The following is a 13030-nucleotide window of genomic DNA, read 5'->3' as shown; positions in this document are numbered from 1 at the left end:
GGTATCAGACCGCCCTCATCAGCAGGGTCGCGGCGATGAGCACGGCCGCTCCGCCGAACATCGAGACCGCGTACGACCGCGCGTAGCCGTTCTGCAGCCTGCGCAGCCGTCCGGAGAGCCCGCCGACCGAGGCCGCCGTGCCGTTGACGACTCCGTCGACCAGGGTGTGGTCGACGTACACCAGGGACCGCGTGAGGTGCTCGCCGCCGCGGACCAGGACGACGTGGTTGAAGTCGTCCTGAAGCAGGTCGCGTCGGGCGGCCCGGGTGAGCAGCGATCCGCGCGGGGCGACGACCGGGACCGGGCGGCGGCCGTACTGGAGGTAGGCGGCGGTGACGCCGATGACCATGACGGCCACCGTGCACGCCGTGACCGTGGCCGCGCTGATCGGCGCGTCTCCGTGGTCGTGCCCGGTGATGGGCTCCAGCCAGTGCATGAACCGGTCGCCGACGCTGAACAGGCCGCCCGCGAAGACCGATCCGAAGGCCAGCACGATCATCGGGATCGTCATGGACTTCGGCGACTCGTGCGGGTGCGGTTCCGCGTGCTCGCCGTGGTGCTCGGCGGCGGGCTCCGCGCTCGGCGCCTCCGGGGAGCGGGTGGGCTGGTTGCGCCAGCGCTCCTCGCCGAAGAACGTCATCAGCATCACGCGCGTCATGTAGTACGCCGTGATGGCCGCGCCCAGCAGGGCGCAGGCGCCGAGGATCCAGCCCTCGGTGCCGCCCTTGGCGAACGCCGCCTCGATGATCTTGTCCTTGGAGAAGAAGCCGGACAGGCCCGGGAAGCCGATGATGGCGAGGTAGCCGAGGCCGAACGTCACGAAGGTGACCGGCATGTACTTCCTGAGGCCGCCGTACTTCCTCATGTCGACCTCGTCGTTCATGCCGTGCATGACCGAACCGGCGCCGAGGAACAGCCCGGCCTTGAAGAAGCCGTGTGTCACCAGGTGCATGATCGCGAAGACGTAGCCGATGGGGCCGAGGCCCGCGGCGAGCACCATGTAGCCGATCTGCGACATGGTGGAGCCGGCCAGCGCCTTCTTGATGTCGTCCTTCGCGCAACCGACGATCGCACCGAACAGGAGCGTGACCGCGCCGACGATGGTGACGACGAGCTGGGCGTCCGGGGCGAGGTTGAAGATGTTGGCGGAGCGGACGATCAGGTAGACGCCCGCGGTCACCATCGTCGCGGCGTGGATGAGGGCCGAGACCGGGGTCGGGCCCTCCATCGCGTCCCCGAGCCAGGACTGGAGCGGCACCTGGGCGGACTTGCCGCATGCGGCGAGCAGCAGCATCAGGGCGATGCCGGTGAGCGTGGCCTCGCTCGCTCCACTGACCGCGCCCGGCTCCTCGTGGGTGCCGAGGACCGGGCCGAAGGCGAACGTCCCGAAGGTCGTGAACATCAGCATGATCGCGATCGACAGGCCCACGTCGCCGACGCGGTTGACCAGAAAGGCCTTCTTCGCGGCGGTCGCGGCGCTGGGCTTGTGCTGCCAGAAGCCGATCAGCAGATAGGAGGCGAGACCGACGCCCTCCCAGCCGACGTACAGCAGCAGGTAGTTGTCGGCGAGGACGAGCAGCAGCATCGCCGCGAGGAACAGGTTCAGATAGCCGAAGAAGCGGCGGCGCCGCTCGTCGTGCTCCATGTACCCGATGGAGTACAGGTGGATCAGCGAGCCGACGCCGGTGATCAGCAGCACGAACGTCATCGACAGCTGGTCGAGGCGGAAGGCGATGTCCGCCTGGAAGCCCTCGACCGGGACCCAGCTGAACAGGTGGCTGGTCAGGGTCCGGTGTTCGGTGTCCTTGCCGAGCAGGTCGGCGAAGAGGACCGCGCCGATCACGAACGAGGCGGACGCGAGGACGGTGCCGATCCAGTGGCCGACGGCGTCGAGGCGCCGGCCGCCGCACAGCAGTACGGCCGCTCCGAGCAGAGGCGCCGCCACCAGCAGCGCAATCAGGTTCTCCACGATTCAGCGACCCCTTACAGCTTCATCAGGCTGGCGTCGTCGACCGAGGCCGAGTGGCGGGAACGGAACAGGGACACGATGATCGCGAGCCCGACCACGACCTCCGCGGCGGCGACGACCATCGTGAAGAACGCGATGATCTGGCCGTCGAGATTGCCGTGCATCCGGGAGAAGGCGACGAACGCGAGGTTGCAGGCGTTGAGCATGAGCTCGACGCACATGAACACGACGATCGCGTTGCGCCTGATCAGTACGCCGGTGGCGCCGATCGTGAACAACAGGGCCGCGAGGTAGAGGTAGTTGACGGGGTTCACTTCGATGCCTCCTCGGCCCGCTCGAGGTTCGCCGGGTCCCTTTCGGTCCGCTCCAGGCGGTCCTCGGCGCGCTGTTCCAACGCCCGCAGATCGTTGAGCGCCTCGGTCGAGACGTCGCGGATCTGGCCGCGCTCACGCAGCGTCTGGTTGACCGTGAGCTCGGAGGGGGTGCCGTCGGGCAGCAGACCCGCGATGTCCACGGCGTTGTGCCGGGCGTACACACCGGGCGCGGGCAGCGGCGGAAGGTGCTTGCCCTCGCGGACCCGCTCCTCGGCCAGCTCGCGCTGGGTCTTGGCACGCTCGGTGCGCTCGCGGTGGGTGAGCACCATGGCTCCGACGGTGGCGGTGATCAGCAGAGCGCCGGTGATCTCGAAGGCGAACACGTACTTGGTGAAGATGAGGGCCGCGAGGCCCTCCACGTTGCCGTTCGCGTTGGCCTGCGCCAGGCCGTTGAACTCCGTCAGGGAGGCGTTGCCGATGCCGGCGACCAGCAGGATGCCGAAGCCGAGCCCGCACAGCAGGGCCAGCCAGCGCTGGCCCTTGATGGTCTCCTTCAGCGAGTCCGCGGCCGTGACGCCGACGAGCATCACCACGAACAGGAACAGCATCATGATCGCGCCGGTGTAGACGACGATCTGTACGACGCCCAGGAAGTAGGCGCCGTTGGCGAGGTAGAACACCGCCAGGATGATCATGGTGCCGGCGAGACAGAGCGCGCTGTGCACGGCCCGCTTCATGAAGACGGTGCACAGGGCGCCGATCACCGCGACGGTGCCGAGCACCCAGAACTGGAAGGCCTCGCCGGTGGAGGTGGAGTAGGCGGCGAGCTCTACGGGGGCGGTCATCGGCCGATCACCTTCTCCGACGCCGGTTCGTCCGCCCCGAACGTGGACTCGCCCTCCTGCACGGTCTCGCCCTTGGAGACGGCGACCTGCTGGACCGTGCCGGGCGCGGCCTCGGTCACCAGACCCCGGTAGTAGTCCTGCTCGTCGGTCCCCGGGAAGATCGAGTGGGGCGAGTCGACCATGCCCTCTTCGAGCCCGGCGAGCAGCTGCTCCTTGGTGTAGATGAGGTTGGCGCGGCTGGAGTCGGCGAGCTCGAACTCGTTGGTCATCGTGAGCGCGCGCGTGGGGCACGCCTCGATGCACAGGCCGCACAGGATGCAGCGGGCGTAGTTGATCTGGTAGACGCGGCCGTACCGCTCGCCCGGCGAGTAGCGCTCCTCGTCCGTGTTGTCCGCGCCCTCGACGTAGATGGCGTCGGCGGGGCAGGCCCAGGCGCACAGCTCGCAGCCCACGCACTTCTCCAGGCCGTCCGGATGGCGGTTGAGCTGGTGCCGTCCGTGGAACCGGGGAGCGGTGGTCTTCTGCTGCTCCGGGTACTGCTCGGTCAGCCGCTTCTTGAACATGGCCTTGAAGGTCACGCCGAAGCCGGCGACGGGGTTCATGAAACCGGGCTCGGTCTCCTTGGGTTCCTCAGCCATCGGACGCCTCCTTTCCATCCAGAGATCCGTCACTCTGAGTATCGGGCCCACCACTGACAATCAGCTCCCGCTCCCGGCGCGGACGGCGCCTGGGCACGGGCGGCAACTCCTGTCCGGGCAGCGGCGGTACGGGGAATCCGCCGGCCATCGGGTCGAAGGCGACGACCGGGGCGGGCTCGTCCTTCGGCTTGCCGCGGAACATGTCCGCGACGAAGGACAGCAACAGGAGCGCCACGACGCCGCCACCGACGTAGAGGGCGATGTCGGCGAAGTCGTAGTTCTCGTTGCGCAGGGTCCGCACGGTCGCGACGAGCATCAGCCAGACGACGGAGACCGGGATCAGGACCTTCCAGCCGAGCTTCATCAGCTGGTCGTAGCGGACCCGGGGGAGCGTGCCGCGCAGCCAGATGAAGAAGAACAGCAGCAACTGGACCTTGATGACGAACCAGAGCATCGGCCACCAGCCGTGGTTCGCGCCCTCCCAGAAGGTGCTGACCGGCCAGGGCGCCCGCCAGCCGCCCAGGAAGAGGGTCACGGACACCGCCGAGACCGTCACCATGTTCACGTACTCGGCGAGCATGAACAGCGCGAACTTGATCGACGAGTACTCGGTGTTGAAGCCGCCGACCAGGTCGCCCTCGGACTCCGGCATGTCGAAGGGGGCGCGGTTGGTCTCGCCGATCATCGTGACGATGTAGATGATGAAGGAGACCGGCAGCAGGATGACGAACCAGCGGTCCTGCTGCGCCTCGACGATCGCCGAGGTCGACATCGACCCGGAGTAGAGGAACACCGAGGCGAACGCGGCGCCCATGGCGATCTCGTACGAGATCATCTGCGCGCACGAGCGCAGACCGCCGAGCAGCGGGTACGTCGACCCGGAACTCCATCCCGCGAGCACGATGCCGTAGATGCCGACCGAGGCGACCGCGAGGACGTAGAGCATCGCGATCGGCAGGTCGGTGAGCTGCATCGTGGTGCGCTGACCGAAGATCGAGACCTCGTTGCCGGCCGGGCCGAAGGGGATCACCGCGATCGCCATGAAGGCCGGGACGGCCGCGATGATCGGTGCGAGGACGTAGACCACCTTGTCCGCGCGTTTGACGACGACGTCTTCCTTCAGCATCAGCTTGACGCCGTCGGCGAGCGACTGGAGCATCCCCCAGGGCCCGTGCCGGTTGGGGCCGATGCGCAGCTGCATCCAGGCGACGACCTTGCGCTCCCAGACGATGGAGAACAGCACGGTCACCATCAGGAAGGCGAAGCAGAACACCGCCTTGACGACGACCAGCCACCAGGGGTCGGTGCCGAACATCGAGAGGTCTTCAGCGGCGACGTACGGGCTCATGCCTCCACCTCCTTGGGGGCTTCGGCGGCGAGCGTCGCCGGGCCGATGCGGACGAGCGAGCCGGGTGCCACTCCGGCGTCGGAGGCGACACCGCCGCCCGCGGAGTTCAGCGGGAGCCAGACCACGCGGTCGGGCATCTCGGTGATCTGGAGCGGGAGTTCGACGACTCCGGCGGGGCCGGTCACGGCGAGCACGTCGCCGTCCTTGACCCCGGCCTCGGCGGCGGTGGCGGCCGACACACGCGCGCGGGCCGCGTGTCGCGTCCCGGCGAGCGCCTCGTCGCCCTCCTGGAGACGGCCCTGGTCGAGCAGCAGCCGGTGCCCGGCCAGTACGGCCTCGCCGAGGGCCGGCCGCGGCAACTGGGCCGCGGTCTCGAGCGGTTCGGTGGCCCGGGGCCCGTCCCAGGCACCGAGCCGGTCGATCTCGCCGCGCACGGTGCGCAGGTCCGGCAGACCGAGGTGTACGTCCATGGCGTCGGCCAGCATGTGCAGCACGCGCGCGTCGGTCGGCGCGAGGCGGCGGGTCATCTGGTCGGGCTTGAGCGCGGCCTCGAAGAAACGCACCCGGCCTTCCCAGTTGAGGAAGGTGCCGGCCTTCTCGGCGACCGCGGCGACCGGCAGGACCACGTCCGCGTGCTCGGTGACCTCGCTGGGCCGCAGCTCCAGCGACACCAGGAAGCCGATCTCGCTCAGCGCCTCACGCGCGCGTGCCGGGTCGGGCAGGTCGGCGACCTCGACGCCCGCGACGACCAGCGCCCGCAGCTCGCCGGTGGCGGCGGCCTCGACGATCTGGGTGGTGTCCCGGCCGTAGCGGTGCGGGAGTTCGGCGACGCCCCAGGCGGCCGCGACCTCCTCACGCGCGCGTGGGTCGGTGGCCGGACGTCCGCCCGGCAGCAGCGAGGGCAGCGCGCCCGCCTCGACGGCACCGCGCTCGCCCGCCCGGCGCGGGATCCACACCAGCCGTGCGCCGGTCGCGGAGGCGGCCCGTACGGCGGCGGTGAGTCCGCCCGCCACGGCGGCCAGCCGCTCGCCGACGACGAGCACCGCGCCCTCGGCGCGCAGCGCCTCCGCGGCCCGGGCGCCGTCCGCCTCCAGGCCGACCCCGCCCGCGAGCGCGTCCAGCCACTCGGTCTCGGTGCCGGGAGCCGCCGGCAGCAGCGTGCCGCCCGCCTTCTCCAGACCGCGCGTCGCGTACGTGGCCAGCGAGAACACCTGCTGCCCGTGCCCCCGCCAGGCCTTGCGCAGCCTCAGGAAGACGCCGGGCGCCTCCTCCTCGGCCTCGAACCCGACCAGCAGGACGGCGGGCGCCTTCTCCAGTGCGGTGTACGTGACGCCCGTACCGTCGAGGTCGCGGCCGCGTCCGGCGATCCGCGCGGCGAGGAAGTCGGTCTCCTCGCCGCTGTGCACGCGCGCGCGAAAGTCGATGTCGTTGGTGTCGAGCGCCACGCGCGCGAACTTGCTGTACGCGTAGGCGTCCTCGACGGTGAGCCGGCCACCGGTGAGGACACCGGTCCGGGAGCGGGCCGCGGTGAGTCCCTGAGCCGCCGCCTCCAGGGCCTCGGGCCAGGAGGCGGGCTCCAGGACGCCCTCGGCGTTGCGCACCAGGGGCGTCTGGAGACGGTCCCGCTGCTGCGCGTACCGGAAGCCGAACCGGCCCTTGTCGCAGATCCACTCCTCGTTGACCTCGGGCTCGTTGGCCGCGAGGCGCCGCATGACCTTGCCGCGCCGGTGGTCCGTGCGCGTGGCGCAGCCGCCGGCGCAGTGCTCGCAGACGCTCGGCGAGGACACCAGGTCGAAGGGGCGGGAGCGGAAGCGGTACGCCGCGGAGGTGAGCGCGCCGACGGGGCAGATCTGGATGGTGTTGCCGGAGAAGTACGACTCGAAGGGGTCGCCCTCGCCGGTGCCGACCTGCTGGAGCGCGCCGCGCTCGACCAGCTCGATCATCGGGTCGCCCGCGACCTGGTTGGAGAAGCGGGTGCAGCGGGCGCACAGCACGCACCGCTCACGGTCGAGCAGCACCTGGGTGGAGATCGGTACGGGCTTCTCGTAGGTCCGCTTCTTGCCCTCGAAGCGGGACTCGGCCTGGCCGTGCGACATGGCCTGGTTCTGCAGGGGGCACTCGCCGCCCTTGTCGCAGACCGGGCAGTCCAGCGGGTGGTTGATGAGGAGGAGCTCCATCACACCGTGCTGGGCCTTCTCGGCGGCCGGCGAGGTGAGGTGCGTCTTCACGACCATGCCGTCGGTGCAGGTGATGGTGCAGGAGGCCATCGGCTTGCGCTGGCCCTCGACCTCGACGATGCACTGCCGGCAGGCGCCGGCCGGGTCGAGCAGGGGGTGGTCGCAGAAGCGGGGGATCTCGATGCCGAGCTGCTCGGCGGCGCGGATGACCAGGGTGCCCTTGGGCACGCTGATCTCGGCGCCGTCGATGGTCAGCGAGACGAGATCTTCCGGCGGGACCGCCGCCTCGCCCCCTCCCGAGGGAGCGTTGGTGGTCACCGTCATGCGTTCACCTCCGTGCGGGAGTCGGCCCAGACCGTCGACTTGGCCGGGTCGAAGGGGCAGCCACGGCCCGTGATGTGCTGCTCGTACTCCTCGCGGAAGTACTTGAGCGAGGAGAAGATCGGCGAGGCGGCGCCGTCGCCGAGGGCGCAGAACGACTTGCCGTTGATGTTGTCGGCGATGTCGTTCAGCTTGTCGAGGTCGCTCATGACGCCCTTGCCGGCCTCGATGTCGCGCAGCAACTGCACGAGCCAGTACGTGCCTTCACGGCAGGGCGTGCACTTGCCGCAGGACTCGTGGGCGTAGAACTCGGTCCAGCGGGTGACGGCGCGGACCACGCAGGTCGTCTCGTCGAAGCACTGCAGGGCCTTGGTGCCGAGCATGGAACCGGCGGCGCCGACGCCCTCGTAGTCGAGGGGGACGTCGAGGTGCTCGTCGGTGAACATCGGCGTGGAGGAGCCGCCGGGCGTCCAGAACTTGAGGCGGTGCCCCGGGCGCATTCCGCCGCTCATCTCCAGCAGCTGGCGGAGCGTGATGCCGAGCGGGGCCTCGAACTGGCCGGGATTGGCGACATGGCCGCTGAGCGAGTACAGCGTGAAGCCCGGGGACTTCTCGCTGCCCATCGACCTGAACCAGTCTTTTCCTTTTTGCAGGATCGCGGGAACTGACGCGATCGACTCGACGTTATTTACAACAGTCGGGCAGGCATAGAGGCCTGCGACCGCAGGGAAGGGGGGACGGAGCCGCGGTTGACCCCGGCGGCCTTCGAGCGAGTCGAGCAGTGCGGTCTCCTCACCGCAGATGTACGCGCCTGCGCCCGCGTGCACGGTGAGTTCCAGGTCGAGCCCGCTGCCGAGGATGTTCTCGCCGAGGTAGCCCGCCTCGTAAGCCTCGCGCACGGCCTCGTGCAACCGCCGCAGTACTGGGACGACTTCACCACGCAGATAGATGAAGGCATGCGACGACCTGATGGCATAACACGCGATGACAATGCCCTCGATGAGGCTGTGCGGGTTTGCGAACAGGAGCGGGATGTCCTTACAGGTTCCCGGCTCCGATTCGTCGGCGTTGACAACTAGATAGTGCGGCTTTCCATCACCCTGCGGAATGAACTGCCATTTCATTCCGGTGGGGAATCCCGCGCCGCCGCGGCCGCGCAGACCGGAGTCCTTGACGTACGCGATCAGGTCGTCCGGTGACATCGCGAGCGCCTTGCGGAGCCCCTCGTATCCTTCGTGCCTTCGGTAGACGTCCAGCGACCAGGACTTGTCCTCGTCCCAGAAGGCCGACAGCACGGGTGCGAGCAGCTTCTCGGGGCTGGTGTCTTTCAGCTCGGGTGCCAAGGTCATCACTCCCCCTCCTCGGCGGTGGGCCCTGCCGGGTGGGCCGGGTCGGAGGCCGACGTGTCCTGTGGCGCGTCGTGTGAGCTCAGGTGCTCCGACGGGGACGGCTCGTGCACGTCCCTGTCCCGCGGTGCGCCGTCGCGCGGATGGACCACGCGCGCGGGTGCGGTCTCTCCCCTGGCCAGGCGGAGTCCCACCAGCGACGCGGGTCCCGCACCGCCGCTTGCCTCGACGGCCCCTGGCCGCTCGTCGGGGAAGCCGGCGAGGATCCGCGCGGTCTCCTTGAAGGTGCACAGCGGCGCCCCGCGCGTGGGCTCGACGGTGCGGCCCTCGCGCAGGTCGTCGACGAGGCGCTTGGCGCTCGCCGGGGTCTGGTTGTCGAAGAACTCCCAGTTGACCATCACGACCGGCGCGAAGTCGCAGGCCGCGTTGCACTCGATGTGCTCCAGCGTGACCTTGCCGTCCTCGGTGGTCTCGCCGTTGCCGACGCCGAGGTGCTCCTGGAGCTCCTCGAAGATCGCGTCACCGCCCATCACCGCGCACAGGGTGTTGGTGCAGACGCCCACCTGGTAGTCGCCGCTCGGCCGGCGCCGGTACATGGTGTAGAAGGTGGCGACCGCGGTGACCTCGGCGGTGGTCAGGCCCAGTACGTCCGCGCAGAACCGCATCCCGGTGCGCGTGACATGGCCCTCCTCCGACTGCACGAGATGCAGCAACGGCAGGAGCGCGGAGCGGGAGTCGGGGTAGCGGGCGATGACCTCGCGCGCGTCCGCCTCGAGCCGGGCTCGAACGTCGTCCGGGTATGCGGGCGCGGGCAGTTCGGGCATGCCCAGGCTGACGCCCCGCTCGGAAGAAGAGGTGGTCACCGGTCGACGCCTCCCATCACGGGGTCGATGGACGCGACGGCGACGATGACGTCGGCGACCTGGCCGCCCTCGCACATCGCCGCCATGGCCTGAAGGTTGGTGAAGGACGGGTCGCGGAAGTGGACCCGGAACGGGCGGGTGCCGCCGTCGGACACGGCGTGCACCCCGAGTTCGCCCTTGGGGGACTCGACGGCCGCGTAGGCCTGGCCGGGCGGTACCCGGAAGCCCTCGGTGACCAGCTTGAAGTGGTGGATCAGGGCCTCCATGGAGGTGCCCATGATCTTCTTGATGTGGTCGAGGGAGTTGCCGAGCCCGTCGGGTCCCAGGGCGAGCTGGGCGGGCCAGGCGATCTTCTTGTCGGCGACCATGACCGGGCCGGGCTGGAGCCGGTCCAGGCACTGCTCCACGATCAGCAGCGACTGGCGCATCTCCTCCAGCCGGATCAGGAAGCGGCCGTAGGAGTCGCAGGTGTCGACGGTCGGGACCTCGAAGTCGTAGGTCTCGTAGTCGCAGTACGGCTGTGACTTGCGCAGGTCGAACGGCAGTCCGGTGGAGCGCAGGATGGGGCCGGTGGCGCCGAGGGCCATGCAGCCCGCGAGGTCCAGGTAGCCGACGTCCTGCATACGGGCCTTGAAGATGGGGTTCCCGGTGGCGAGCTTGTCGTACTCCGGGAGGTTCTTCTTCATCTTCTTCACGAACTCGCGGATGTGGTCCACCGCGCCGGGCGGCAGGTCCTGGGCGAGTCCGCCGGGGCGGATGTACGCGTGGTTCATCCTGAGGCCCGTGATGAGCTCGTAGATGTCGAGAATCATTTCACGATCACGGAATCCGTAGATCATGATCGTGGTGGCGCCGAGTTCCATGCCGCCGGTGGCGATGCAGACCAGGTGCGAGGAGAGTCGGTTCAGCTCCATCAGGAGCACCCGGATGATCTTGGCTCGGTCGGTGATCTCGTCCTCGATGCCGAGGAGCTTCTCGACGGCGAGGCAGTAGGCGGTCTCGTTGAAGAAGGACGTCAGGTAGTCCATGCGCGTCACGAACGTGGTGCCCTGCGTCCACGTGCGGTACTCGAGGTTCTTCTCGATGCCGGTGTGGAGATAGCCGATGCCGCAGCGGGCCTCGGTGACCGTCTCGCCCTCGATCTCCAGGATCAGGCGGAGCACTCCGTGGGTGGAGGGGTGCTGCGGGCCCATGTTGACGATGATGCGCTCGTCGTCGGCGCGGGCCGCGGACTGGACGACCTCGTCCCAGTCGCCACCGGTGACCGTGTAGACGGCGCCCTCGGTGGTCTCCCTCGCCGAAGCGGCAGATGCGTGCGATGTGCTCACGAGTACGACCTCCGCTGGTCCGGAGCCGGGATCTGGGCGCCCTTGTACTCGACGGGGATGCCGCCGAGGGAGTAGTCCTTTCGCTGCGGATGGCCCTGCCAGTCGTCCGGCATCATGATCCGCGTCAGGGCCGGGTGACCGTCGAAGACGATCCCGAAGAAGTCGTAGGTCTCGCGCTCGTGCCAGTCGTTGGTCGGATAGACCGGCACCAGGGAGGGGATCTTCGAGTCGGCGTCGGGGGCGCTGACCTCCAGGCGGATCAGCCGGTTGTGGGTGATCGAGCGCAGGTGGTAGACGGCGTGCAGCTCGCGGCCCTTGTCGCTGGGGTAGTGGACCCCGCTCACCCCGATGCAGAGCTCGAAGCGCAGGGCCGGGTCGTCGCGCAGGGTGCGGGCGACGCGCAGCAGGTGCTCGCGCTCGATGTGGAAGGTGAGCTCGCCGCGGTCGACGACCGTCTTCTCGATGGCGTTGTCGGGCAGGAGTCCCTGCTCTTCCAGCGCGCCCTCCAGCTCGTCGGCGACCTCGTCGAACCAGCCGCCGTAGGGGCGGGTGGCCGCCCCCGGGAGCCGGATGGAGCGGACCAGGCCGCCGTAACCGGAGGTGTCGCCGCCGTTGTTGGCGCCGAACATGCCGCGCTGGACGCGGATCTCCTCGCCGCCCTCGCCGCGCTGACCGGGGAGGTTGGAGGCGCCGAGGTCCTTCTCGGGGTTGACCCCGTTGCCGGCGCCCGTGGTGCCGTTGGCGTCGCTCACCGCAGCAGCCCCTTCATCTCGATCGTGGGCAGGGCCTTGAGCGCCGCTTCCTCCGCCTCCCGGGCCGCTTCCTCGGCGTTCACGCCGAGCTTGGAGCCCTGGATCTTCTGGTGGAGCTTGAGGATGGCGTCCATCAGCATCTCGGGCCGTGGCGGGCAGCCGGGGAGATAGATGTCGACCGGGACGATGTGGTCGACGCCCTGCACGATCGCGTAGTTGTTGAACATGCCGCCCGAGGAGGCGCAGACCCCCATGGAGATGACCCACTTGGGGTTCGGCATCTGGTCGTAGACCTGCCTGAGCACCGGGGCCATCTTCTGGCTGACCCGGCCGGCGACGATCATGAGGTCGGCCTGGCGGGGTGAGCCGCGGAAGACCTCCATACCGAAGCGGGCCAGGTCGTAGCGTCCGGCGCCGGTGGTCATCATCTCGATGGCACAGCAGGCCAGCCCGAAGGTGGCCGGGAAGACGGACGCCTTGCGCACCCAGCCCGCGGCCTGCTCGACGGTGGTCAGCAGGAAACCGCTCGGCAGCTTTTCTTCGAGTCCCATGATTAAAGGCCCCTCAGTCCCATTCCAGGCCGCCGCGCCGCCACACGTACGCGTATGCGACGAAGACGGTGAGCACGAAGAGCAGCATCTCCACGAGCCCGAAAACACCCAGGGCGTCGAAGGTGACGGCCCAGGGGTAGAGGAAGACGATCTCGATGTCGAAGACGATGAAGAGCATCGCCGTCAGGTAGTACTTGATGGGGAAGCGCCCGCCGCCGGCCGGCGTGGGGGTCGGCTCGATCCCGCACTCGTAGGCCTCGAGCTTGGCTCGGTTGTACCGCTTTGGTCCGATCAGCGTGGCCATGACCACGGAGAAGATCGCAAAGCCTGCCCCGAGGGCTCCCAGTACGAGGATGGGCGCATACGCGTTCACCGCTCCTCGCTCCTCTCAGTCGGCACTGACTGCTGGCGATGACATCGGGTTCGCTTCCGCCTCACGCGCCCCGCAAGTCCCGCCCGTCCCGGCGAAGATCGCGAACATGTGAAGCAGGTCACAAGCCCAACTGACCCGCATCCTATGCCCGCCGGTCTGTGATCTGCGACACGGGGTATTGCACAAGCTTTGTGATCTCCACCAC

The 13030-nt window shown here is 69.0% G+C and carries 12 protein-coding genes; all 12 read right to left on the bottom strand.

What is annotated here, in order from left to right:
• Positions 1-4 precede the first annotated feature (4 nt).
• Genes nuoL through ABKA17_RS41800 form a run of 12 tightly spaced genes read right to left on the bottom strand, consistent with a single transcriptional unit; the run spans position 5 to position 12825 of the window.
• Positions 5-1969, bottom strand: coding sequence for an NADH-quinone oxidoreductase subunit L (nuoL, locus tag ABKA17_RS41855; RefSeq protein WP_353697656.1), 1965 nt, complete (start codon positions 1967-1969; stop codon positions 5-7).
• 14 nt (positions 1970-1983) lie between these two features.
• Complete coding sequence (gene nuoK / locus ABKA17_RS41850; protein WP_004927567.1) at positions 1984-2283, bottom strand: NADH-quinone oxidoreductase subunit NuoK; 300 nt, start codon at positions 2281-2283, stop codon at positions 1984-1986.
• Positions 2280-3128, bottom strand: a complete 849-nt coding sequence (locus ABKA17_RS41845; RefSeq protein WP_353697655.1) for an NADH-quinone oxidoreductase subunit J — start codon at positions 3126-3128, stop codon at positions 2280-2282. Before ABKA17_RS41845 ends, nuoK begins: the two co-directional genes overlap by 4 nt.
• Positions 3125-3766, bottom strand: coding sequence for an NADH-quinone oxidoreductase subunit NuoI (gene nuoI, locus ABKA17_RS41840; protein ID WP_353697654.1), 642 nt, complete (start codon positions 3764-3766; stop codon positions 3125-3127). The genes ABKA17_RS41845 and nuoI overlap by 4 nt, the downstream gene beginning before the upstream one ends.
• Positions 3759-5114, bottom strand: coding sequence for an NADH-quinone oxidoreductase subunit NuoH (nuoH, locus tag ABKA17_RS41835; RefSeq protein ID WP_353697653.1), 1356 nt, complete (start codon positions 5112-5114; stop codon positions 3759-3761). The genes nuoI and nuoH overlap by 8 nt, the downstream gene beginning before the upstream one ends.
• Positions 5111-7615: an NADH-quinone oxidoreductase subunit G gene (locus tag ABKA17_RS41830; RefSeq protein WP_353697652.1), complete on the bottom strand. Its 2505-nt coding sequence runs from the start codon at positions 7613-7615 to the stop codon at positions 5111-5113. Before ABKA17_RS41830 ends, nuoH begins: the two co-directional genes overlap by 4 nt.
• Positions 7612-8961 carry an NADH-quinone oxidoreductase subunit NuoF gene (gene nuoF / locus ABKA17_RS41825; RefSeq protein WP_353697651.1) on the bottom strand — a complete coding sequence of 450 codons (1350 nt, stop codon included), beginning with the start codon at positions 8959-8961 and terminating at the stop codon, positions 7612-7614. Before nuoF ends, ABKA17_RS41830 begins: the two co-directional genes overlap by 4 nt.
• Positions 8961-9821 carry an NADH-quinone oxidoreductase subunit NuoE gene (gene nuoE, locus ABKA17_RS41820; protein ID WP_353697650.1) on the bottom strand — a complete coding sequence of 287 codons (861 nt, stop codon included), beginning with the start codon at positions 9819-9821 and terminating at the stop codon, positions 8961-8963. Before nuoE ends, nuoF begins: the two co-directional genes overlap by 1 nt.
• Positions 9818-11149, bottom strand: a complete 1332-nt coding sequence (locus tag ABKA17_RS41815; protein WP_353697649.1) for an NADH-quinone oxidoreductase subunit D — start codon at positions 11147-11149, stop codon at positions 9818-9820. Before ABKA17_RS41815 ends, nuoE begins: the two co-directional genes overlap by 4 nt.
• Entirely contained in the window at positions 11146-11901 is a 756-nt protein-coding gene (locus ABKA17_RS41810; RefSeq protein WP_353697648.1) for an NADH-quinone oxidoreductase subunit C, read from the bottom strand. The genes ABKA17_RS41815 and ABKA17_RS41810 overlap by 4 nt, the downstream gene beginning before the upstream one ends.
• Positions 11898-12452, bottom strand: coding sequence for a NuoB/complex I 20 kDa subunit family protein (locus ABKA17_RS41805; RefSeq protein WP_030494814.1), 555 nt, complete (start codon positions 12450-12452; stop codon positions 11898-11900). The genes ABKA17_RS41810 and ABKA17_RS41805 overlap by 4 nt, the downstream gene beginning before the upstream one ends.
• Positions 12453-12465: 13 nt before the next feature.
• Positions 12466-12825, bottom strand: a complete 360-nt coding sequence (locus ABKA17_RS41800) for an NADH-quinone oxidoreductase subunit A (protein WP_007383963.1) — start codon at positions 12823-12825, stop codon at positions 12466-12468.
• Positions 12826-13030: the final 205 nt, after the last annotated feature.

Source organism: Streptomyces sp. RG80, from assembly GCF_040446465.1.
Taxonomy (GTDB): domain Bacteria; phylum Actinomycetota; class Actinomycetes; order Streptomycetales; family Streptomycetaceae; genus Streptomyces.
The sequence above is the reverse complement of the archived record's forward strand: the minus strand, read 5'-3'. Positions and strand labels throughout refer to the sequence as shown.

Coding starts and splice junctions, on each gene's coding strand:
- ABKA17_RS41830 (WP_353697652.1), bottom strand. CDS start 7,615: ATGACGGTGACCACCAACGCTCCCTCGGGAGGGGGCGAGGCGGCGGTC.
- nuoF (WP_353697651.1), bottom strand. CDS start 8,961: ATGACCTTGGCACCCGAGCTGAAAGACACCAGCCCCGAGAAGCTGCTC.
- nuoH (WP_353697653.1), bottom strand. CDS start 5,114: ATGAGCCCGTACGTCGCCGCTGAAGACCTCTCGATGTTCGGCACCGAC.
- ABKA17_RS41845 (WP_353697655.1), bottom strand. CDS start 3,128: ATGACCGCCCCCGTAGAGCTCGCCGCCTACTCCACCTCCACCGGCGAG.
- nuoI (WP_353697654.1), bottom strand. CDS start 3,766: ATGGCTGAGGAACCCAAGGAGACCGAGCCCGGTTTCATGAACCCCGTC.
- ABKA17_RS41805 (WP_030494814.1), bottom strand. CDS start 12,452: ATGGGACTCGAAGAAAAGCTGCCGAGCGGTTTCCTGCTGACCACCGTC.